The 20,456-nt window shown below is 47.5% G+C and carries 19 protein-coding genes; 11 read left to right on the top strand and 8 right to left on the bottom strand.

Annotated features, from left to right (window positions below; translation table 11 throughout):
* Positions 1–72: 72 nt before the first annotated feature.
* On the bottom strand, positions 73–1,509 hold the full coding sequence (locus BLS69_RS20625; protein ID WP_076251914.1) for an alanine/glycine:cation symporter family protein: 1,437 nt from the start codon (positions 1,507–1,509) through the stop codon (positions 73–75).
* Positions 1,510–1,838: 329 nt separating this feature from the next.
* Between BLS69_RS20625 and BLS69_RS20620 the strand changes: the two genes are divergently transcribed.
* On the top strand, positions 1,839–2,768 hold the full coding sequence (locus BLS69_RS20620) for a response regulator (RefSeq protein WP_091035691.1): 930 nt from the start codon (positions 1,839–1,841) through the stop codon (positions 2,766–2,768).
* Positions 2,769–2,941: 173 nt separating this feature from the next.
* On the opposite strand, the gene BLS69_RS20615 is transcribed toward BLS69_RS20620, so the two are convergent.
* The gene (locus BLS69_RS20615; RefSeq protein ID WP_017691636.1) at positions 2,942–3,118 is read right to left on the bottom strand and encodes an aspartyl-phosphate phosphatase Spo0E family protein; all 177 of its coding nucleotides are present in this window, start codon (positions 3,116–3,118) and stop codon (positions 2,942–2,944) included.
* 435 nt (positions 3,119–3,553) lie between these two features.
* Here BLS69_RS20615 and BLS69_RS20610 point away from each other — a divergent pair, with 435 nt between their 5' ends.
* Together BLS69_RS20610 and BLS69_RS20605 are read left to right on the top strand one after the other, a co-directional pair.
* Positions 3,554–4,177, top strand: a complete 624-nt coding sequence (locus BLS69_RS20610; RefSeq protein WP_091012490.1) for an acetate uptake transporter — start codon at positions 3,554–3,556, stop codon at positions 4,175–4,177.
* A 210-nt stretch (positions 4,178–4,387) separates the two neighbouring features.
* Positions 4,388–4,900 carry an acyl-CoA thioesterase gene (locus tag BLS69_RS20605; protein ID WP_026081401.1) on the top strand — a complete coding sequence of 171 codons (513 nt, stop codon included), beginning with the start codon at positions 4,388–4,390 and terminating at the stop codon, positions 4,898–4,900.
* A gap of 41 nt (positions 4,901–4,941) precedes the next feature.
* Here the strand turns inward: BLS69_RS20605 and BLS69_RS20600 are convergent, their stop codons facing one another.
* Both BLS69_RS20600 and BLS69_RS20595 read right to left on the bottom strand, forming a co-directional pair.
* A complete protein-coding gene (locus BLS69_RS20600; protein ID WP_091035688.1) occupies positions 4,942–6,018 on the bottom strand; it encodes an anthranilate phosphoribosyltransferase in 1,077 nt (358 codons plus the stop codon).
* Between the two features lie 18 nt (positions 6,019–6,036).
* Positions 6,037–6,630: an ANTAR domain-containing response regulator gene (locus BLS69_RS20595; RefSeq protein WP_091035686.1), complete on the bottom strand. Its 594-nt coding sequence runs from the start codon at positions 6,628–6,630 to the stop codon at positions 6,037–6,039.
* Between the two features lie 590 nt (positions 6,631–7,220).
* Here BLS69_RS20595 and nirB point away from each other — a divergent pair.
* Genes nirB through cobA form a run of 4 tightly spaced genes read left to right on the top strand, consistent with a single transcriptional unit; the run spans position 7,221 to position 11,682 of the window.
* Positions 7,221–9,662: a nitrite reductase large subunit NirB gene (nirB, locus tag BLS69_RS20590; RefSeq protein WP_091035683.1), complete on the top strand. Its 2,442-nt coding sequence runs from the start codon at positions 7,221–7,223 to the stop codon at positions 9,660–9,662.
* Positions 9,663–9,678: 16 nt separating this feature from the next.
* On the top strand, positions 9,679–9,996 hold the full coding sequence (gene nirD, locus BLS69_RS20585; protein WP_074092734.1) for a nitrite reductase small subunit NirD: 318 nt from the start codon (positions 9,679–9,681) through the stop codon (positions 9,994–9,996).
* Positions 9,997–10,033: 37 nt separating this feature from the next.
* Entirely contained in the window at positions 10,034–10,915 is an 882-nt protein-coding gene (locus tag BLS69_RS20580) for a formate/nitrite transporter family protein (RefSeq protein WP_091035681.1), read from the top strand.
* Positions 10,912–11,682, top strand: a complete 771-nt coding sequence (cobA, locus tag BLS69_RS20575) for a uroporphyrinogen-III C-methyltransferase (protein WP_091035678.1) — start codon at positions 10,912–10,914, stop codon at positions 11,680–11,682. Before BLS69_RS20580 ends, cobA begins: the two co-directional genes overlap by 4 nt.
* Positions 11,683–11,688: 6 nt before the next feature.
* Here the strand turns inward: cobA and BLS69_RS20570 are convergent, their stop codons facing one another.
* Positions 11,689–12,327: a TetR/AcrR family transcriptional regulator gene (locus tag BLS69_RS20570; protein WP_091035675.1), complete on the bottom strand. Its 639-nt coding sequence runs from the start codon at positions 12,325–12,327 to the stop codon at positions 11,689–11,691.
* Between the two features lie 195 nt (positions 12,328–12,522).
* On the opposite strand from BLS69_RS20570, the gene BLS69_RS20565 reads away from it, so the two are divergent.
* Positions 12,523–13,290: an SDR family NAD(P)-dependent oxidoreductase gene (locus BLS69_RS20565; RefSeq protein ID WP_091012476.1), complete on the top strand. Its 768-nt coding sequence runs from the start codon at positions 12,523–12,525 to the stop codon at positions 13,288–13,290.
* A gap of 608 nt (positions 13,291–13,898) precedes the next feature.
* On the opposite strand, the gene BLS69_RS20560 is transcribed toward BLS69_RS20565, so the two are convergent.
* From BLS69_RS20560 to BLS69_RS20550, 3 genes are all read right to left on the bottom strand, one after another.
* Positions 13,899–14,210 (bottom strand): hypothetical protein, encoded by a 312-nt coding sequence (locus tag BLS69_RS20560; protein WP_091036528.1) that lies wholly within the window; start codon positions 14,208–14,210, stop codon positions 13,899–13,901.
* A 115-nt stretch (positions 14,211–14,325) separates the two neighbouring features.
* Positions 14,326–15,639 carry a sensor histidine kinase gene (locus tag BLS69_RS20555; RefSeq protein WP_091035673.1) on the bottom strand — a complete coding sequence of 438 codons (1,314 nt, stop codon included), beginning with the start codon at positions 15,637–15,639 and terminating at the stop codon, positions 14,326–14,328.
* Entirely contained in the window at positions 15,639–16,316 is a 678-nt protein-coding gene (locus BLS69_RS20550) for a response regulator transcription factor (protein WP_036612327.1), read from the bottom strand. The genes BLS69_RS20555 and BLS69_RS20550 overlap by 1 nt, the downstream gene beginning before the upstream one ends.
* Before the next feature lie 253 nt (positions 16,317–16,569).
* On the opposite strand from BLS69_RS20550, the gene BLS69_RS20545 reads away from it, so the two are divergent.
* Genes BLS69_RS20545 through BLS69_RS20535 form a run of 3 tightly spaced genes read left to right on the top strand, consistent with a single transcriptional unit; the run spans position 16,570 to position 20,398 of the window.
* Positions 16,570–17,388 carry a polyphosphate polymerase domain-containing protein gene (locus tag BLS69_RS20545; protein WP_091036525.1) on the top strand — a complete coding sequence of 273 codons (819 nt, stop codon included), beginning with the start codon at positions 16,570–16,572 and terminating at the stop codon, positions 17,386–17,388.
* Positions 17,381–18,061, top strand: coding sequence for a DUF4956 domain-containing protein (locus tag BLS69_RS20540; RefSeq protein ID WP_062836702.1), 681 nt, complete (start codon positions 17,381–17,383; stop codon positions 18,059–18,061). The genes BLS69_RS20545 and BLS69_RS20540 overlap by 8 nt, the downstream gene beginning before the upstream one ends.
* A 27-nt stretch (positions 18,062–18,088) precedes the next feature.
* Positions 18,089–20,398 carry a carbohydrate-binding domain-containing protein gene (locus BLS69_RS20535; RefSeq protein ID WP_091035670.1) on the top strand — a complete coding sequence of 770 codons (2,310 nt, stop codon included), beginning with the start codon at positions 18,089–18,091 and terminating at the stop codon, positions 20,396–20,398.
* The last annotated feature ends 58 nt before the right edge of the window (positions 20,399–20,456 follow it).

The following is a 20,456-nucleotide window of genomic DNA, read 5'->3' as shown; positions in this document are numbered from 1 at the left end:
CCATGATGGATAATCCAAGTCCTGTTGTTTGTTGTGTCCATTTTATATAACCAACTACATTCAGATAAAATCTTAATTGGCTACATGTATTGATTTATCTCCAATAACTTCTTCTTCCGACTGCCAGCATTCCACTTCACCCGGAATATGAATTCGGTCCCGGGTAAAGACGGGATCACGTCCTTCAGCCTTTTGTTTCTTGTAGTCCTTCAACGCTTCGAAAGTCACCTTGGACAGCATCAGAATTGCAATCAGGTTCACCACCACCATGAGCCCCATGAACAGGTCAGCCAAATCCCATACCAGCTGCACTTTGGCTACCGCACCAAACACCACCATCGCGATAACGCAAATACGGTATACCCACAGCCAGACTTTGTTGGATTTGATAAACTCAATGTTGGTTTCTCCATAGTAATAATTTCCAATTAGTGTACTGAAAGCAAACAGGAACACCATAACCGCCAGGAATCCCGATGCCCATGAACCAATATGTACACTTAATGCAGCCTGAGTTAATTCAATGCCACCCAGATTGGAACCTTTGTATACCCCGGATAGCAAAATAATCATGGCAGTGCTTGTACATATCACTAACGTATCTGTCAGCACGCCAAATGCCTGGATAAGTCCCTGTTTCACTGGATGTGTTGTATCCGCCGTTGCAGCAGCATTCGGGGCGCTACCCATCCCCGCCTCATTGGAGAACAATCCGCGTTTCACACCGTTCATCAGTGCAGCGCCCAACGTTCCGCCAGCCACCTGTTCGATGCCGAAGGCATTTTTGACGATCAACGCAATCATGGCCGGAAGCTGGGTAATATTCGCCAGCACCACAAAAGCCGCTACCCCAATGTACAATACGGCCAGTACAACAACGATGTATTCCGATGCTTTTGCAATCCGTTTGACACCGCCCATGATAATTCCTGCAAATATCACAGCCATAATGATACCCACGGTTAACCGATCCGTGCCAAATGAGTTCTCAAATGCGACAGTAATCGTATTCGATTGCACCGCATTAAAGACCAACCCGAATGAAAGTGTAATGAGAATGGCAAATAAAATCCCCATCCAGCGCTTCCCCAGCCCACGTTCCATATAATACGCCGGACCCCCGCGGAATCCGCCCTTATCCTTCACTTTATAGATCTGAGCCAACGTACTCTCCACAAAACTGGAGGCTGACCCGATTATTGCAATGATCCACATCCAGAATATAGCCCCAGGTCCACCCAGTGCAATAGCCAGTGCGATACCGGTAATATTCCCTGTACCTACACGGGCCGCCATACTAATACAGAACGCCTGAAAAGGTGAAATTTTGCCTGGTTCCTTGCTTTTTGGCTCTCGAAGCACCTTCACCATATCTCCAATCATGCGGAATTGCATGAATCGGGTCTTGGTGGTGAAGTATATACCACATACTACCAATAGTATAATTAACACTTTGGACCATAGAAAATCATTGAAAATGACGACAATATCTTGTATTGTTTGCTCCATCGGTATGCCCCTTTTTATGGTGTATTTCAAGCACAGAGATGGTTACGGGAAAAGTTTGTACCATTCTGCACAACACTAGCCCCAGACTTCGGGATGTTACTTATACTACAAGGGCATCTACGGAAATCGACAAATACCTACATGTAATTTCTACATTTATTTTAAAAATGGGCTTTGATCGCCCAATCATTGTCATTTAACCTGACATGTCAGGTTCTATGCAAGAAGGAAAGGAACGATTACACTGGAACGAGAGTTCATGGCGGAGTTAGCCGCCTTTACCATAGATTTATCAATCACACCATTCGCAGAGAAAGGGAATGACTGACATGCGTTATTTTATCGTGGATGATGATCCTGGCGTTCGTTCCATGTTGATGGATATTATTGAGGATGAAGGCCTTGGCGATATTGCCGGGGAAGCTGAGGACGGAGCACATATTCACGCGGAACTGTTGGAATTGCATAAGGTGGATGTCCTGCTGATTGATCTGCTGATGCCACAACGAGACGGGATTCAGACCGTGCGGGCGCTTGAAGGAAGGTTCGAGGGTAAGATCGTCATGATCTCCCAGATCGAGTCGAAAAATATGATCGGAGAAGCCTATTCACTAGGCATTGAATATTATATTACGAAGCCGATTAACCGGTTAGAGATTCTATCTGTTCTGCGGCTGGTGAGCGAAAGGCTTCGGATGCAGCAATCCATCGCAGATATTCAGCGGACATTGCAGGGATTGTCCAGTTTGAATTCTATCGAACGTACCGCAGCTCCGGTTCCGGACAAAACAATCACGACAGCAGGACATTTCCTGCTATCCGAGATGGGCATGATCGGCGAAGCAGGCAGCAGAGATCTGCTGGACATGCTGGAATATCTGGAGCAGGTAGAGACAGATGAGCATAAGCTGTCCCCCTATACGTTCCCATCCCTCAAAGACATCTTCCAGAATGTAGCGATACGTAAACTGGGAGAAGACGCCTCTCTCGCAGAGGTGAACAAGGAGATCAAGGCATCGGAACAACGTGTTCGCAGGGCCATCTTCCAGACGCTGAGCCATGTGGTTTCTCTGGGATTAACAGATTATACACATCCCAAGTTCGAGAATTATGCATCCAAATTTTTCGATTTCACCGAAATTCGCAAGAAAATGCTGGAGCTGCAAAACAATGTGGAGCCTTCCTTGTCCCAGACACGCATTAATACGAAAAAATTCGTACAGGTGTTATATTTGGAAGCCAAACGATTGCTGCATTAAACAGATGCATGATGGATACGATGCAAAAACAAACGGGCATGAATATTACGCCGGTAGGATACCGCCTCTTCAACTGAGGCTGTCCACACCGGCTATATTCATGCCCGTCTGTACGATCAAGCGTTACAATCTATGTGATTTGTTCCGTGTATAAAATTAAAATCGCTTTGGGTTCAGGCCCGTGAATGGTTTCGGCTAATTCGGTTATACTCATTAATCAATTCGTCCAATGCCATAGACTGCCGAATCACATCGGGATGCCCAAGACCACCCTTGTTATGCTCTACCAGCATATGAAGGTTATGTCTGGCCTTCTCTATTTTATTTTTCAAATCCAAACTCATAACCATGACCCCTGATACCTCCTTATTCTGTGAACCATTTTAGTTTTTCCTGTCAATCTATAGTTGGATTAACATATGGCATAGGAGACAAGGATGTTTTGTATTCTTCTCCATTTTTTGATAAAGATTATTTTATCACACAAGAGCTTATCCGAAAATGGCTGATATGACGCAATTTTAGTGGTATTATCGAGAGTTGGATTCTAGCGTCTGGCCTCATCATTCACGGCCAGAACGGATTGTGTCGTAAATGTGTATATTGAAAAAACAAAAAGTCTATTGGTTCAAAAGGTAATAAAATCCCTTTCCATAACGGGGTCATTCAGGTACAATAGGGCGATGTGTGTGTCCGGACCCGGCGGATACAAATGATGTAATTTAGAGGACGGCCAACAACGGCCATGGATCCTGATTTGATATTATTGGAGGCTTATCATCACCATGCAGACCGATTCACAGACTAAAGTCAAAATTGTTAACGCCGATCCCAGCGCAATGGGATTATTTGGGTTGGCTATCGTAACCCTGGTCGCTTCTTCCCAAAAGCTTGGCATTACGGATGGACTTAGCTACGCTATTCCTTGGGCGATCTTCCTGGGTGCATTTGCCCAGCTATTCGCATGTATTCAAGATTCCAAACGCAACAATACCTTTGGCACAACAGCTTTTGGCGCGTACGCATTCTTCTGGTTTGCCATGGCTGCCAACTGGATGATCAAAATGGGCGTATTTGGCTCCACTCTCGCTGAACAGGCCGATGGCAAGCAGCTCGGATTTGCTTTTGCCGGATACCTTGTATTCACCCTGTTCATGACAATCGGTGCGATTGAAGCGAATAAAGTATTGCTTATCATCTTCATTCTGATTGACTTCCTGTTCCTTGGCTTGACCTTTGACGCTTTCGGCGTAGCTCCTCACATTTTCCACACTATTGCAGCATACGCTGAAATGGCTATCGGAATTGTGTCCCTGTATGGTACAGGTGCTTCGGTACTGAATGCTCACTTCGGTTATGCGTTCTTGCCGATCGGCAAACCGTCCGGCATTTTCAAACCCAAGGCTTAATATACAGCAGTAAACCGCCAGCGCGCCGGTCCGCGCCTGGCGGTTTTTTTGCAGTCCAACTTCATTTGAATATGTATCTGACCGACACCTATACTAGGGATAATAGATCAGAAATAGACCCTGCAACACCTGAAATGAAATGTCACAGCAGCCATACTGTCAGGAGGAAAAAACATGAGAGAGATACCGAAACCAACGGAGATGGATCAGGTGGAGAAAAAATATGTACGCGAAACACGTTGTTTCAAGACGGCACGGGTGTTCCCAACCGATGTCAACAATCATAATACGCTATTCGGCGGCAAGCTTATGTCCTACATCGATGATATTGCATCCATCGCCGCTTCCAAGCTATGTCGGGTCAATACTGTAACAGCTTCAACCGACTCTGTCGATTTCCTGTACCCGATCAACCCAACAGACTCCGTTACACTTGAATCGTTCGCGTCCTGGACAGGACGAAGTTCCATGGAGATTTTTGTGAAGGTGATTCGAGAGGATCTGAAGACCGGAGAGAAGAAAATTGCGGCGACGGCATTTCTGACCTTTGTGGCCCTGGACGAAAATAATCGCAAACTGATCGTACCTCGCATTATTCCGGAGACGGAAGAAGAGAAGAAATTATACGAGACCGCTCCGGATCGGGCGGCCATGCGGAAACAACGGCGGGAAGAGAGCAAGAAATTCGCTGACTTCCTGACCGTTACTTATCCTTGGGAATAAAAACACGCTAAACCATAACAAGATTGAACACTGGCATCACATTATCTGGACGATGCCGGATAGATGGACACCGCTCTGTTATCCGGCAGTTCGCCACCCATGGAGACACACCACTGCTGATAGATGCGATACGCTGCACCACTCTCCAGCAACCCCTGACAAGTGTATATGCCCTCTTCGATGGAATTGACACGCCCCGCCGCGTACAAGCGGAAACCTCCATTTAACAAGACCTGATTCACAAAAGCAATATGACCCTCACCGCTTAACACACTTTCCGCCACTTCAAGCTGCTTCGCAGCCGTCCAGACCAGTTCCGGCACGGGCATATCCAGTTCATAGGCTGCAGGATCAACCAATTCCAGCTTCATATCACCGTCTTCCACGGCGTATACGCGGGTTGGCCGATCAATATACAGATCCTCAGAACCTTCCATCCCCTGTACAACGTAAGCACGGCGATAGTTAAACCGGGTGAGCAACTTCGCAATCCGATCCAGAAAGGTATTGTGAAACACACCAAACACCAAATACGGTGAATGGTTATAATCAATCAGTTTCTCTGCTGTGTTAAACACGGTTCGAAAACCCAACTCTTCCCGTAACGGACGAAGCTTACGAAGAGGTGCGCACCAATCCTCGGAGGACACGTACATGACACCCGAACGCAATGCAGCGCTCCGGGCATCTTCCCGATCCATCTTGTGTGTATTAATACCCACTTCCTTCAAAAGTACCGACAACGTGACGCCCCACTTGGGTGGTAAAGGATCACTCCCGTGCAAAGTCACCGGCAACCCGGCCGCCGCGAGTACAAATGCAACCGGAAACGTGGCCATGAACGACTTCGTCCGTCCATCATAAGGACCCGCGCAGTCCAATCCATCCTGAAATATAGAGAAACGTTCCGCACTGTTACGACATGCATGAACAAAAGCTTCCAGTTCCTCAACGTTTTCCATTTTCATTCGTTCAGCCATTAGAAATGCGGCCGTCTGGGCAGGGGAAACCTCCTGTTTCAGGATTTTCTCTGCTACGGTCAGTGCCTCTGTATAATTCAGATCACGTGAGCCTCGTTTCCCACGTCCGACCTCTCGGAGTATCTGAGACATATCCATGGAGAATCCTCCTTCCAATTAAGACTGGAGCAGTTGATGGGCCTTCACAATCGCTGTGGCTACATCGACCATCCGTTTGCGTTCATCCATCGCTTTCTTGCGTAACAGGTCATAGGCTTCGGCCTCGGAGATCTGCTTCAGATCACTAAGGATGGCCTTCGCCATATCAATCCACTTCCGATCCTCCAGCCTGGATTGCAGCTGCTTCCGTTCCTGCTCCCACTGTTTGCGTTCCATGTAACGCCGAGCTGCAAAGTGAAGAGTCCAGTGGATCTCAGGCCCGGTCATGGATGGTGTAAGTATTCCATCAAATGAAGTTTCGACCTCGCAGGATTCTGCGGAGGAAGAAGCCGTATCTGGCGCGCACCACCAGAGCAACGGGGAATCCGACTTCCCCTTTCCCAGGCAGTTCACCCAGTACTCCACATCAGCCAGCGACAGATGCAAGATGGACGCTTCCGCTGCCCGAGCCAGCTTCAACGCTTCCGTTTCACTGCCCGCCACCTGTACATGGTACCCGTTTGCTCCCAGCAGCCTCTCCGGTGTCAGAGGGATTGCATCGGATGAGGCAGCTATCGTTGGTTGAACACGGATGACCAATAAAGATCGCATGATGGATCAATCCCTCCCTATGGCGTATAGTCAGAGTCCACAACATTTAAGACGTTAATACATCAAAGCGATAAACGTGTTATATTACCTAACAAAAAACCAAGTAGTGATGATTATACGTCTTGATTTCAACATTAGAATGATCTTTTCATGCCTCATCATACTGTATAAAAAAAGGGGGACACCATACACATGGCACCTTTTCTACAGTATTTATTGTATAAGGCATGCTAAATTCAGTTAAATTCTTCAATTTATGAAGATATGTGCGTAAAACGTCGTCGTCCATTTGATATTCCAATAAACTCATGTAAACATAATTAACTTTAAATTTCAAATACTTTTTTATGTCAACTATATTGACATGGTTAGATCAATCTTTTATAGTTAAGCCATAACAACTCCATATTTGAATCGATCACAGTTACAACGGCGTAGCTGGTTGAAACGGCAATGAAGCCTGTTTTGCAATCTCGGAGCAAGGGATGCGTATGTATATGCGCAGTCCTCCGAGGCATAACAGGCTTTTTCGATTTTAGAGACAAGGTTTCGAGGCAGTTTGCAGAATGGACCTAAGGGGGCTAATCATAATGAGTACAACGAAAAAACTGGTGCTGGTCGGCAATGGCATGGCGGGAATCCGCACAATTGAACATATCCTTAAGCTTGCTCCGCACGCTTATGAAATTACAGTCTTCGGCGCAGAGCCGCATCCCAACTACAACCGGATCATGCTATCCTCTGTACTGGCTGGCGGAACATCCATCGAAGATATCGTAATCAATGAGTGGAGCTGGTACGAAGATAACGGTATTCGGGTGTACCCGGGTGATCCGGTCGTTCAGATCGATACCAAGCGCAAGGAAGTTGTATCTCAAAATGGTGTACGCGCAGCCTATGATGAGCTGATTATGGCAACTGGTTCACAAGCGTTCATCCTCCCGCTCCCCGGCGCTAACAAAGAAGGCGTGATCGGTTTCCGCGATATTAAAGACTGCGAGACCATGATGGCAGCATCGCAAAAGTATCGCAAAGCTGCCGTCATTGGAGGCGGATTGCTAGGACTGGAAGCAGCGCGGGGGCTGCTCAATCTGGGCATGGACGTCACGGTCATCCATATTAACGGCCATCTGATGGACCGGAACCTGGATTTGCCGGCAGGCCTGATGCTCCAGCGTGAGCTTGAAGAACAAGGCATGAAGTTCCTTTTGAACAAACATACCGAAGAAATCACAGGCAAACATCGAGTAAAAGCCATTCGTTTCACTGATCAAACGGTACTTGAAGCAGATCTGGTTGTCATGGCTGTCGGGATTCGCCCTCAGATTGAACTGGCTCGTAATACCGGCCTCGATGTGAATCGTGGAGTCATTGTAGATGATTATATGCATACCAGCATTCCTGGCATCTCTGCCGTCGGCGAATGTGCAGAACACCGCGGTATTGCCTATGGACTGGTTGCTCCATTATATGAACAAGGTATGGTACTCGCTAAACGTCTTGCGGGCGCGACAACTGAAGGATACGAAGGTTCGGTCACTTCTACCAAGCTGAAAGTATCCGGTGTTGACGTATTCTCTGCCGGACAATTCAAAGACGCTGCGAACACTCGCAGCATTCGTATTCAGGATGATGTCGATGGTGTATACAAAAAGATGGTGATCAAGGATGGGCAGCTCATTGGAGCTGTATTGTTCGGGGATACCACGGATGGCGCATCGCTGTTTTCTCTCATTAAGAGTGGAGAGAACATCAGTGGTCGGGAGAAAGAAATTTTGCTCGGTGTACCCTCTGGTGGTTCAGGCTCGGGTCCATCTGTCGCAGAACGCATGGCGAGTATGCCGGATGACGAGATCGTGTGTGGTTGTAATGGTGTTACCAAAGCTTCCATCGGGGACGCCGTTCTGAACAAAGGCTGCAACACCCTCGGTGCAATCAAATCCTGCACCAAAGCCTCCGCTTCTTGCGGTGGGTGCAAGCCTATCATCGAAAACCTGCTCACGTATTACGCAGGTGATAATGTAGGCGAACAGACCAAAGAAGGCATCTGTGGCTGCACCTCCTATGATCGGGATGAGATTGTTGCCCAGATCAAGGAAATGGGACTCAAAAGCGTGAAGGAAGTTATGAACGTTCTCGGTTGGAATGAGCCGGAAGGTTGTTCCAAGTGTCGTCCTTCACTCAACTATTATCTCGGTATGATCTGGCCGGCTGAATACACAGATGAGCGTGTATCCAAATTCACCAATGAACGTTATCACGCCAACATCCAGAAGGACGGTACCTACTCCGTTATTCCACGGATCTATGGTGGTGTCACTTCCCCGGCGGAATTGATCAAGATTGCGACTGTCGCGGAGAAATACGATGTTCCTTTGGTGAAATTCACGGGTGGACAACGACTCGATCTGCTTGGTGTACAGAAGGAGAACCTGCCGAAGATCTGGGAAGAGCTCGATATGCCTTCCGGTTTCGGTTATGGTAAGGCGCTGCGTACGGTGAAAACTTGTGTAGGCAACACATTCTGCCGATTCGGTACACAGGACTCCATCGAGATGGGGATTCGACTGGAGAAAAAACTCGACAAGATGGTAGCTCCAGCCAAAGTGAAACTCGCTGTCTCCGGATGTCCGCGGAACTGTGCTGAAGCGACCATCAAGGATCTGGGTGTTGTCGCCATTGATGGTGCTTGGGAGATTCATGTTGGCGGTAACGCCGGAGTTAAGGTTCGTGCAGCCGAGTTGCTCTGTACGGTGAAGACCGATGCGGAAGTGGAAGAGTGGACTTACTCTTACCTGCAATATTATAGAGAGAATGCAAAATGGAATGAGAGAACAGCGGCTTGGATTGAACGGGTAGGTCTGGATCATGTGAAGGAAGCATTGGCGGATCGGGATGTACGTCTCGCTCTGGTTGAACGTCTGGAAGTTACACTGGGCCACACGGTTGATCCTTGGAAAGAAATCATTCAAGACGAGAAATTACGCAAAAACTTCACCCCACTGTCCGGTGCCGAGCCGGTAACCCACTAGAAGAGGAGGAACAGCGATGAACAAATTCCGAATTGGACACCTTGCAGATATTGATGAAAAGGGAGCACGGACCTTCCTGATACAGGATACCGAAATTGCAGTCTTCAAACTGAGCGACGGAAGTCTGCACGCCGTCGAGAATCGTTGCCCTCACAAGGGCGGGAAACTGTCGGAGGGTATGGTATGCGGGACAGCCGTTCATTGTCCTTTGCATGATTGGAAGATTGATCTGCGTAACGGTAAGGTACACGAGCCGGATGAAGGCTGCTTGAATACCTACAAAACAGAAGTGGACGGCAACAGCGGAGAAATCTACATCACAATTGCGGGTTAAAGGCTAGAGATACCCTGACATCAAGGAGGCGTGCGCTATGGATTTTGTTAAACCTGCAGAAGTGCTGCAATCGATGGTCGAAGCTGGTGAGAGCAAAGCCAGAATGAATCGGGTACAGATGCTGATCCGCGGTTTTCTGGCGGGAGCGATCCTTGCTTTTGCAACCACATTGGCATATACCGCTGTATCTCAAACTTCCGTTGGTTTGGCAGGTGCACTGATATTCCCGGCAGGATTCGTCATCATTATTCTGCTGGGTCTCGAATTGGTGACAGGAAACTTTGCGATGCTTCCACTCGCGGTGTTGAAACGTAGAATTACATGGATGGATATGCTCCGAAATTATTTTTGGGTGATCACAGGACATCTGCTCGGATGTGCATTCTATGCTCTGTTATACGGCTTGACCATTACCAAGATGGGTACGGATATGAGCAATCCTCTAATACAAACGCTGATCCAGACCAGTGAAACCAAAACATTGGGGTATCAGCACTTGGGCGGGGCTGGCATTGTACTGGTCATCATCAAAGCCATTCTATGTAACTGGATGGTCGCACTCGGGGCAGTGATGGCGATGACATCCACTTCTACTCTGGGTAAAATCGTAGCGATGTGGCTGCCCATTACCATATTTTTCGCTCAGGGATTTGAGCATGCTGTGGTAAATATGTTCGTCATTCCGGCAGGCATGATGCTCGGCGCACAGGTTAGTATCGCTGACTGGTGGCTGTGGAATCAGATCCCGGTGTTGGTGGGTAACCTCATTGGCGGAGCTGTATTTACAGGCCTTGGTCTATATGCCGCCCATCACTGGGGAAATCCTGTAAAGCTCTCATCCAAACTGGCAACCATTCCGGGTGGTCGTTCAGGATTGGCAAGTTCCGATGTTACACCGAAATTGGGGACACGACCATGAGCCGGGTCCTGGTTAGTATTGTTGGCGCTGGTCCTGGAGATCCGGATCTGATTACGGTAAAAGCCCTGAAACGTATTCAGTCCGCAGATGTCATTATGTATGATCGGCTTGTGAATGATCAATTGCTCGCTGAGGCTCGTGAAGGAGCACTCCGTATCTACTGCGGCAAGGCGCCGGGCCTTCACTCCATGAGTCAGGAGATGATTGGACGGATGCTGGCTGCACATGCAGCGGAAGGCAAACAAGTCGTACGACTCAAGGGTGGTGATCCGTTTATCTTTGGTCGTGGTGGTGAAGAAGCGCTTGTGCTGGCGGAAGCAGGGATTGCATTTGAGATTATTCCTGGCATCACTTCAGCTGTAGGTACATCCGCTTCATCCCTTATTCCGTTAACCCATCGCGGGGTTGCTTCATCCTTCGCATGTGTCACGGGAACCGGCAGTGACGGAAGTGTATCATCGGTTCGCTGGGATCTACTCGCTCATAGTGTAGATACGTTGGTCATCTACATGGGTATTAGCCAACTGCCCCAGATCCAACATGAATTGCTTCACCATGGCAAAAGCGGACACACCCCTGCGGCTTTAATCGAACGAGGAACCACTTCGGAGGAGCGGATTATTACCGGCACACTTGCCGAACTCCATTCCCTCGCCCTGTCACATCAAGTGAATAACCCGGCATTGATCATGATCGGAGAGTCGGTCCTGATTCGCGAACAGCTGCTTCAGATGCAACAGGCCGCGAACGCCTCCATGACCGGATAATCTGACTCAATCCAACAGCATACGCTCGTGAATAGTCCGGCCCTTCTGCCCTGGTTCAATCAGCAGACGGGTCGGTTTGATGTTAATCAGCGCCGTAAGCTGCTCTCCCATATAATGCGCAGAATACTTGAATCCAATCTCCGCCCAATGCATGATTACACCTACCGTAGCAGATACCAGATAACTTAACATAATGTCGTAATTAATCGTCCACTCACTATCCTCGGTCACCAATACAAAATCTTCGGTTAGATACATTCTAAACATATTGCACAGCCGGGAACCCATATCCGAATGCATCGTTATTAATGCACGAAAGATATCCTGATGGGCTTCAATATATTCGAATACAGGCATCGTGGATGGCAGCAATACAGTCATGTCCACTTCCTTGAGCTGTGCGTATGGTTCTGCATAAGCTCGCCCCACTCCCTGCATGAAATCATCCAGAATGAACTGCAACAACTCCGGTTTGCCGGGAAAATGTAAATAAAAGGTTCCACGGTTGTAATCCGCCCGCTCCGTAATATCCCGAATGGTTAAAGCGTCTGCTCCCTTCTCCAATATCAAAGAAACCGCCGCAGCGATGATCGCATCCTGTGTTCTTCGTGCTCTCCGATCCTGAGGATGTTCAATGATCAACATTCTCGCCTCCTTTGTTCATTATTGTAATATAAATAAACACCGCTTACACCTCTGTCCGATAGCTGACATATGCGCTGTCAATGATTATTGTCACATTGCTATGTATATCTTAACATTGAGACAGGAAAGATAGACGACAGGTTGAAACTTTTTTTGAGAAATACCTGCCAATAATGAATAAGGAGCGAATATATCATGAGTACAACGTATACACATACAGCCGTAATTACAGGAGCAGCCGGAGGCATTGGTAAAGAATTGGCACGCCGCCTTGCAGAGCGCAAAATCAATCTAGTTCTGGTCGACCTGAATGAAGAAGCCATCCAGCAAACGATCACTGATCTGAACCTCGACAAAGAGCACGTAATTGCCGTAAAAGCGAACGTATCCCAAGAAGCAGACGTGAAAAACTATGTGCAAAAAGCATTGGATGCTTTTGGCCGAATCGATTATTTTGCCAACAATGCCGGAATTGAAGGTCCAACAGGACTGATCGAAGACCTGAGTGTTGAAGCACTCGATACGGTCTATAATGTCAACATTCGTGGGGTATTCCTCGGTCTGCAGAACGTCATTCCAGTGATGAAAAAACAAAAATCCGGTGCGATTCTAAATACCTCTTCCCTCGCGGGTCTGATGGGTGCACCTGCCGTATCTCCATATATTATGTCCAAACATGCAGTAGTTGGCCTCACGCGTACCGCTGCCAATGAACTGGCACCTTATAATATCCGGGTTAACGCTGTATTGCCAGGCACAATCAATACCCGTATGATGCGTCAGATCGAAGCTAACTCCGGCAACGTGGAAGATTACCAATCTGCTACGGTATCTGCCATTCCAATGGGCCGTTACGGTGAACCGGAAGAAGTTGCTGCGGTAATGAACTTCCTGTTGTCTGAAGAAGCATCCTATGTAACAGCTTCCCTCTACACTGTAGATGGCGGTATGATGGGTCAATAAGAAGCTGTAAACGGTAGGAGATGATAGGGATTGCCTAAAAATCTCACCTTACAGCGATGTCCAATAGGGATCACTGTAGGACAAACATATGAGTGATGCGATGAGGTTGTCCGATAGGTCAACACTCATCCAGCTGCACCCATGGCGCGATTCGACAAATGATCCGATAGAGGGGTCCGGTCCGATAGAACTTCAAGTCCATCCTTAAAAAAGTTATACCGACAGGTGTTCCCGAAGGGATGCCTGGTCGCTACAATCTAAAAAAGGCCTCAACACCACAGTATTGTGGAGTTGAGGTCTTTTTTATAGTACTACACTTGCCATGCATAAGGCTGTATCTGTGAAAATGTACTTTTGAAACAGCCATTTAACACCTCGTTGCACCTTGTGATTACTCTAACGAACCTAAGGCACCTTATTTCGGCAAAAAGCGCTTATTTCCCGAACTAACGAATCTCAAACACGCTAATTCCGCGGAAATGCTGCAATTGCATCGAAAAGTCCTAAAATCCAGAGAATAACACTTCTCAGATTCGTTACATTCCCAATCGAGCGAGAAATACCCGAATAAGTCGTGTCAGATTCGTTAGATTTTGCCTACGCTTAACTTAATCGATGTATCCCGCGTGACCCTTGTCCATCAAGTAGTCCATCTCAGCATCCAGGATGCTTTCCACGGTCAACTCATCCAGCTTCACATCTTTGCGACTAAGGATATAGTCTGCCAGATCATCGCCGTCAATATCCACATCGTTACCTTTGGCATTTTCGTGCGCCTTGTTGATGTACGCTTGCTCATGCTTCAACACAAGAGCGATGTTCGCTTGGCTTGCCTTTGTTTTATCTGCAATATATTGCATCATTTCTTGTTCATTAATTGCGTTTGCTTCTGCCACGTTCAGTTCATCTCCTTGATTCATACATACTGTTGCCATTGTAGCATAGGTTAACCCATTACAGGCAGAACTTATGCCTGAAGAACAATTATAGAGCGGGAGCGAAGGATTAGTGTAGAGCCCGCTCATCACTCTGCCCCTACGACAACCGCACGTAAAATGTAGCCCCCTCTCCGACCACGCTTCGGGCGTACAACTCTCCTTTGTGCTGATCCACAATGGAACGAGCAATCGCCAGCCCCAGACCATGCCCACCATGTTTGCGTGCTCTTGACGAATCCGTACGATAGAATCGATCGAAGATCCGATCCAGATGTTCCGGTGCAATGCCTTCACCTGTGTTGGATACGGCCAGCATGACATCATTATTCTGTTTCTGGAGGGTGACGTTTACGGCGCCTTTTGGACCGGAATATTTCACAGCATTATCAAGCAGGATCAGAATGACCTGTTTGATCTGCTCACTATTCCCATGGACCGTAAGATTCGGCTCAATGTTGTAATCGAGGGAGATGTTTTTCTCAAAAATAACGGCCTCCATTGGCAAAATAATACTTTCTACCGCATCACTCATATTAAACTTCGCATGAATCATCGTGGAGCGCGAGTCATCCATCTGAGTCAGATAGAGCAGATCATTCGTAAGTCCGGTCATGCGCTCAGTTTCCGACTTGATATAGTGCAGCCACTTCGCCTGGTTTGCTATAGTATCCTCCTGATTCGCAAGCAGTACGTCAGCATTGGTATTGATGATCGCCAGAGGTGTCTTCAGCTCATGTGAAGCATCACCGATGAATTGTTTTTGCTTCTCAAACGCTTCTCTGACTGGTGCAATGGAACGATTGGCAAAATAACGGCTCAGGAAGTAGATCACAATCAACATAATTAATCCAACAACAGCAAATGTATAGATCAGGTTCGTCAGAATGCCCTGTTGTGCCGTCACATCAATAAATACGATCATATGCCCGTCACCGCTCGGATCAACCACATAGGCCCAGTCCGTTCCATCCAGCGCAAATTGCCCCGTCTGCCGTTCCGAATCACCAACTTTATTCTGGTCAACCTTTTGCAGCGCCTCGGTGTAGAACGTATCTTCCATATCAAATCGGGAATGTGTATCCGTAATCTTCCACTGGTCATCCGTCTTAATCATGAACGAAACGGAACGTGCAGGAGGTGAGTTGGGATCACCCCCCGGTCCTCCATTATCACCACCCATGGCATCGGAGGGAAACGAATCTGTACCGGAACCCTGCCCTTCCCCGCGCGGCATCTTGGATGAATTATAAGGACTGTGATAGAAATCAGACACCTTGTAGAGCTCCATATTTGTCTCACGCTGCACATTCTGATAAGTAATTGTATAGATCGTCGCAAATGCCACCAGCATCATAATAGATATGGACACCAGATTCACGATCAGGAACCGATTTCGAAGTTTCTTGAACATCAGGACGTCACCTCAAGTACATACCCCACACCCCGAATCGTGTTAATGCGGACAGCAGAGTTCAGGAAGGTTAATTTTTTGCGCAAAAACGAGATGTACACCTCCACATTGTTATACTCCACTTCCGAATCAAATCCCCATAACTTCTCAATAATCTGCTCTTTGGAGGTAATCGCCTGTTTGCGAGCAATCAACAGCTCTAGCAGTTCATTCTCCTTCAGATTCAGCTTGATCTCCTTACCCTGAACACTCAGCTTCAACTGAGTTGTATTCAGCTCAATGTCGCCAAACTTCAGCCCATCCTCGGGAACCACTTCGCCCTTCCGCCGTAAAGCTGCACGAATCCGGGCCAGCAGTTCCTCTGTGGCAAAAGGCTTGGCGATATAATCATCGGCACCATAATCAAGGCCTGTGACTTTGTCCGATAGTTCACCCTTGGCCGTGAGCAGAATGACAGGCGTATGATTCCCTTCACTGCGGAGTTTCTTCAGGACAGTGATCCCGTCCATCTCCGGCATCATGATGTCGAGTAGTAACAGGTCGTAGATACCGCTCTGCGCATAATCGAGTCCTGATCTGCCGTCGTGGACCATATCCACGGAGTAGTTGTTTTTTTTCAAAATCTGCGATACAGCCTCTGCCAAATGAACCTCATCTTCCGCAATTAATATTCTCATCATCTATTCATTCCTCTACTTGAATTATTCGTCTTCATTAACCCTTTATGATATCACCTATTCTATCAATCAAACCTTGAATCAATCTTAATTCATTTTGTGTATGCGCACTATTATAGGAAGGTAAAAAAATGTTAACGCAATGTAAAACCATTTAAGATTCATTCAAGGTTGGGGCTCTAAGATACAGACATGGAAGCAATACACGATGGAAAAAAACATACAACTCGCAAATGAAAGGAATGAGTCCCACATGGCGATTGAAGTATTCAACCGATATGAGAGCAAGTACCTTCTGACGGATGAGCAGTACGCCCATTTCTACAATGACCTGCTGAAATACATGGAGCTGGATGCCTACAACAAGAAACACGAGTATTACTCCATCAGTAACCTGTACTTCGACACTCCACAGGATTCGCTGATTCGCGCCAGTCTCTCCAAACCAAAATACAAGGAGAAGCTGAGACTACGGGCTTATGGAATACCTGAAGAGAACGCAAAAGTATATCTGGAGATCAAAAAGAAAGTCTTTGGCCTGGTGAACAAGCGCAGAACCGCCTTGAAGCTGGATGAAGCTTATGAATTCGTCCGTTCGGGACAGGCGCCGGAGCTCGCGGATTACATGAACAAACAAGTTGTCGAAGAGATCAAATATTTCCTTCGGGTATACGATCTGGAACCGAAAGTGTATCTGGCATATGAACGCAAAGCGCTCTTCGACAAGAACAGCCGCGATCTCCGCATTACCTTTGACACCAACATTCGTAGCCGCAGATATGATCTGAAGCTCGAACAAGGCGATTACGGTGAACCGCTGGTGAAGGACGGTCGATGGCTGATGGAAGTGAAAGCCGAGAAAACCGTTCCGCTGTGGCTGTCGCAACTGCTCTGTGAGCATGGTCTCTACCGCACCGGATTTTCGAAATACGGCAACGAGTTCAGACATCTGGCGAGAACAACCAACCTGAATTACCAGACAGAGCGCATTCTTGTACCAGGTACCGATTTCAACCCATCCATAGAACAAGATAAAACGATTATAGAAAGAGAGAGTGTCCTATATGCTTGATTCACTGTTCAGTTCAGCCCTAACCGATACCAACCTGACGTTTAACAACGCAGTCATTACCATTGGTCTTGCCATCATTCTGGGATTGGTCATCAGCCTCACCTACATGAAGACTAACCAAAGCACATACTCGCAAAGCTTTACCTTAACGATGGTTGTCCTGCCCGTCATTGTCGCCATCATCATCCTGCTTATCGGCAGCAACATCGCTCGAGCATTCAGCTTGGCAGGTGCCTTCTCGATCATCCGATTCCGAAGTGCCCCTGGTGATCCAAAAGACATTGCTTATGTATTGTTCACGATGGCTTCCGGTCTTGCCTGCGGTGTAGGCGCTTTTGGATACGCGGTGCTGTTCACCATTATCCTGTGTGTACTGATGTTTGTTCTGAGTCGCTTCAACTTCGGCGGCAAGAAAAGTCAGCTGAAAACGCTGAAAGTCACCATTCCCGAGAACTTGAGCTATGAAGAAGCCCTTAATGAAGTGTTCCATAAATTCAACGTACCATTTGATCTAAAAAAAATCAGAACGACCGAACTCGGTAGTCTGTACGAGCTGGTCTACAGTGTAACCATTCACGAAAGTGTTAGCCAAAAGGAATTCCTCGATGCGATCCGCACACGGAACGGCAACCTGGATATCTCGTTAACCATGAGTCCAACCACGGAATATTAATTTTTAATTCGAAGGGAACGATCTAATATGAAGAAAAACATGATAACAGGTAGCAAACTTTGGTCCATCGCCATGATTACCAGCCTACTCGCAGCATGCAGTGCACCAGCAACGACAAGCACAACCGCCAATGCCGCAACATCAACGACAGGAACAACCAAAACGGTATCCGTCAGCGAGCAAACTTCTGTAAAATACGCGGATCTGGTCTCTCTGGATGCTGACGATACCAATATTAGCTGGAGTGAGGCAGATTCCACAGCGATTAAGCTGAACGGCACAACTGCAACGGTAACCGGTTCGGGTGCCAAAGCAGCAAATGGTTCGGTAACCATCTCTGAAGCAGGCACTTATGTACTTAGCGGTGAGCTAACGGATGGCCAGATTGTGGTTAACGTTGCCGATAAGGGTACTGTGCATCTCGTATTAAACGGAGCAACCATTCATGATAACGACAGTGCTGCGATTTACATTCAGAAGGCTGGTAAAGCGGTAATTACGCTCGAAAAAGGAACCAAGAATACCGTTTCCGATGGTAAAACATATGTGTACGCCGACGATACAACAGACGAGCCGGATGCTGCGATCTTCAGCAAAGCAGATCTTACATTCAATGGTGCAGGTCAATTGACCGTCACAGGTAACTATAATGAAGGTATTACGAGCAAGGATGATCTGAAAATCATTAGTGGTAGCATCAGCGTCAAAGCAGCCGATGACGGGATCAAAGGTAAAGATATGGTCGCCATCCAAGCGGGCACCATTACCATTGAAGCCAAAGGCGACGGTATTAAATCAACCAATGACACGGACACCACTAAAGGTTACGTTGCTATCGCAGGAGGTACCTTCGATATCCAAAGCGGTAACGACGGTATTCAAGCCGAAACCGCACTCGTTACGGATGGCGGCACATACAACATTGTAACGGGCGGCGGTAGCGCCAATGCACCAGCCAAAGTAGAAGAAGGTCCATTTGGCGGCGGTGGCGGTGGATGGGGAGGCGGCACACCACCAACCGATATGGGTACACCACCGGATGGCGAACCTCCTGCGGATATGCCAGAAATGCCTAATAACAGCGGTACCAATGCAGGTGCTAATACAAACGGCGCAGCAGCATCCAACTCTGCCAACACAACAACAGCAACAACGGATAACAATGCTGATGCGGACACTGCAACAACAGCAACCGAGTCCACAAGTGCCAAAGCACTCAAAGCAGGTACAGATCTTACGGTTAATGGCGGTACGTATACCATAGATTCCATGGATGATTCCCTGCACAGCAACAATAACGTGACAGTTAACGACGGAACATTCAACATTGAATCTGGTGATGACGGCATTCATGCCGATCAGGCCCTGACGATTAACGGCGGAACCATCACGATTGCGAAGAGTTATGAAGGACTTGAAGGAGCAATCATCACCCTGAACGATGGGGATGTAGATGTAACGGCATCCGATGATGGCGTAAATGCTGCAGGTGGCGAGACGGAAACAGCTGCGAATACAACGGCAAGTACAGGTAGCGCTACTACAGCAACCGATGCAACAACGACATCGAACATCTCTGTAACCGAAACGACAGGTACAACATCAACTACCGATCAGGCATCCCAAGGTACAACTGCTAATCAGCAAGGACGTGGACCGGGCGGTATGGGTGGTGCAGCAGCAAGCAATAACGAGTTCCACATTAACGGCGGCTTCCTCACTGTGAACGCAGGTGGTGACGGACTGGATTCCAATGGTTCCATTAATATGACTGGCGGAACGGTTATTGTGAACGGACCGACGGATAACGGTAACGGAGCATTGGATTATGACGGTACATTTGAAATCAGCGGTGGATACCTCGTGGCTGCCGGAAGCTCTGGTATGGCACAAGGAACATCCGATGCGTCTACGCAAAATACCATTGTGATGACATTCCCTGCAACGCAAAAAGCTGGAACACTTGTACATGTACAAGATAGCGAAGGCAACAACATTCTGACATTCGCTCCGGCAAAAGATTATCAAACTGTCGTTGTCAGCTCCCCGGATCTGAAAAAAGATGGCTCCTATGTGATCTACTCCGGTGGTACGTCTACAGGTAAAGCGGTGGATGGACTCTACACAGACGGTACCTACAGTGGCGGAACTCAAGTAGTTGCATTCCAATCGACCAGTAATGTAACTTGGGTGAATGAATCTGGTGTAACCACAGCCAATACAGGTATGGGTGGTCCTGGTGGTGGCGGTGGACAAGGTGGATTCGGAGGCGGCAGAAACAGATCCCAATCCGGTACAACATCCGACAGCACAGGCACTACCGATTCTGCAAAATAATCATAATTTGTAGTTAAGTGTATAATAAGAAGCACTAGGTCCCGAAATCACGATAACA

Origin of the sequence: Paenibacillus sp. CF095, from assembly GCF_900101225.1 — a bacterium.
Classification (GTDB): domain Bacteria; phylum Bacillota; class Bacilli; order Paenibacillales; family Paenibacillaceae; genus Paenibacillus.
The sequence above is the reverse complement of the archived record's forward strand: the minus strand, read 5'-3'. Positions and strand labels throughout refer to the sequence as shown.

Excerpts from the sequence above, each read along its gene's own strand:
- BLS69_RS20535 (WP_091035670.1), top strand. The coding sequence starts at position 18,089 with ATGAAGAAAAACATGATAACAGGTAGCAAACTTTGGTCCATCGCCATG.
- BLS69_RS20620 (WP_091035691.1), top strand. The coding sequence starts at position 1,839 with ATGCGTTATTTTATCGTGGATGATGATCCTGGCGTTCGTTCCATGTTG.
- BLS69_RS20570 (WP_091035675.1), bottom strand. The coding sequence starts at position 12,327 with ATGTTGATCATTGAACATCCTCAGGATCGGAGAGCACGAAGAACACAG.
- BLS69_RS20580 (WP_091035681.1), top strand. The coding sequence starts at position 10,034 with ATGGATTTTGTTAAACCTGCAGAAGTGCTGCAATCGATGGTCGAAGCT.
- nirD (WP_074092734.1), top strand. The coding sequence starts at position 9,679 with ATGAACAAATTCCGAATTGGACACCTTGCAGATATTGATGAAAAGGGA.
- nirB (WP_091035683.1), top strand. The coding sequence starts at position 7,221 with ATGAGTACAACGAAAAAACTGGTGCTGGTCGGCAATGGCATGGCGGGA.
- BLS69_RS20625 (WP_076251914.1), bottom strand. The coding sequence starts at position 1,509 with ATGGAGCAAACAATACAAGATATTGTCGTCATTTTCAATGATTTTCTA.
- BLS69_RS20610 (WP_091012490.1), top strand. The coding sequence starts at position 3,554 with ATGCAGACCGATTCACAGACTAAAGTCAAAATTGTTAACGCCGATCCC.
- BLS69_RS20615 (WP_017691636.1), bottom strand. The coding sequence starts at position 3,118 with ATGGTTATGAGTTTGGATTTGAAAAATAAAATAGAGAAGGCCAGACAT.
- BLS69_RS20550 (WP_036612327.1), bottom strand. The coding sequence starts at position 16,316 with ATGAGAATATTAATTGCGGAAGATGAGGTTCATTTGGCAGAGGCTGTA.
- BLS69_RS20555 (WP_091035673.1), bottom strand. The coding sequence starts at position 15,639 with ATGTTCAAGAAACTTCGAAATCGGTTCCTGATCGTGAATCTGGTGTCC.
- BLS69_RS20560 (WP_091036528.1), bottom strand. The coding sequence starts at position 14,210 with ATGAATCAAGGAGATGAACTGAACGTGGCAGAAGCAAACGCAATTAAT.
- BLS69_RS20565 (WP_091012476.1), top strand. The coding sequence starts at position 12,523 with ATGAGTACAACGTATACACATACAGCCGTAATTACAGGAGCAGCCGGA.
- BLS69_RS20540 (WP_062836702.1), top strand. The coding sequence starts at position 17,381 with ATGCTTGATTCACTGTTCAGTTCAGCCCTAACCGATACCAACCTGACG.
- BLS69_RS20545 (WP_091036525.1), top strand. The coding sequence starts at position 16,570 with ATGGCGATTGAAGTATTCAACCGATATGAGAGCAAGTACCTTCTGACG.
- cobA (WP_091035678.1), top strand. The coding sequence starts at position 10,912 with ATGAGCCGGGTCCTGGTTAGTATTGTTGGCGCTGGTCCTGGAGATCCG.
- BLS69_RS20595 (WP_091035686.1), bottom strand. The coding sequence starts at position 6,630 with ATGCGATCTTTATTGGTCATCCGTGTTCAACCAACGATAGCTGCCTCA.
- BLS69_RS20600 (WP_091035688.1), bottom strand. The coding sequence starts at position 6,018 with ATGGATATGTCTCAGATACTCCGAGAGGTCGGACGTGGGAAACGAGGC.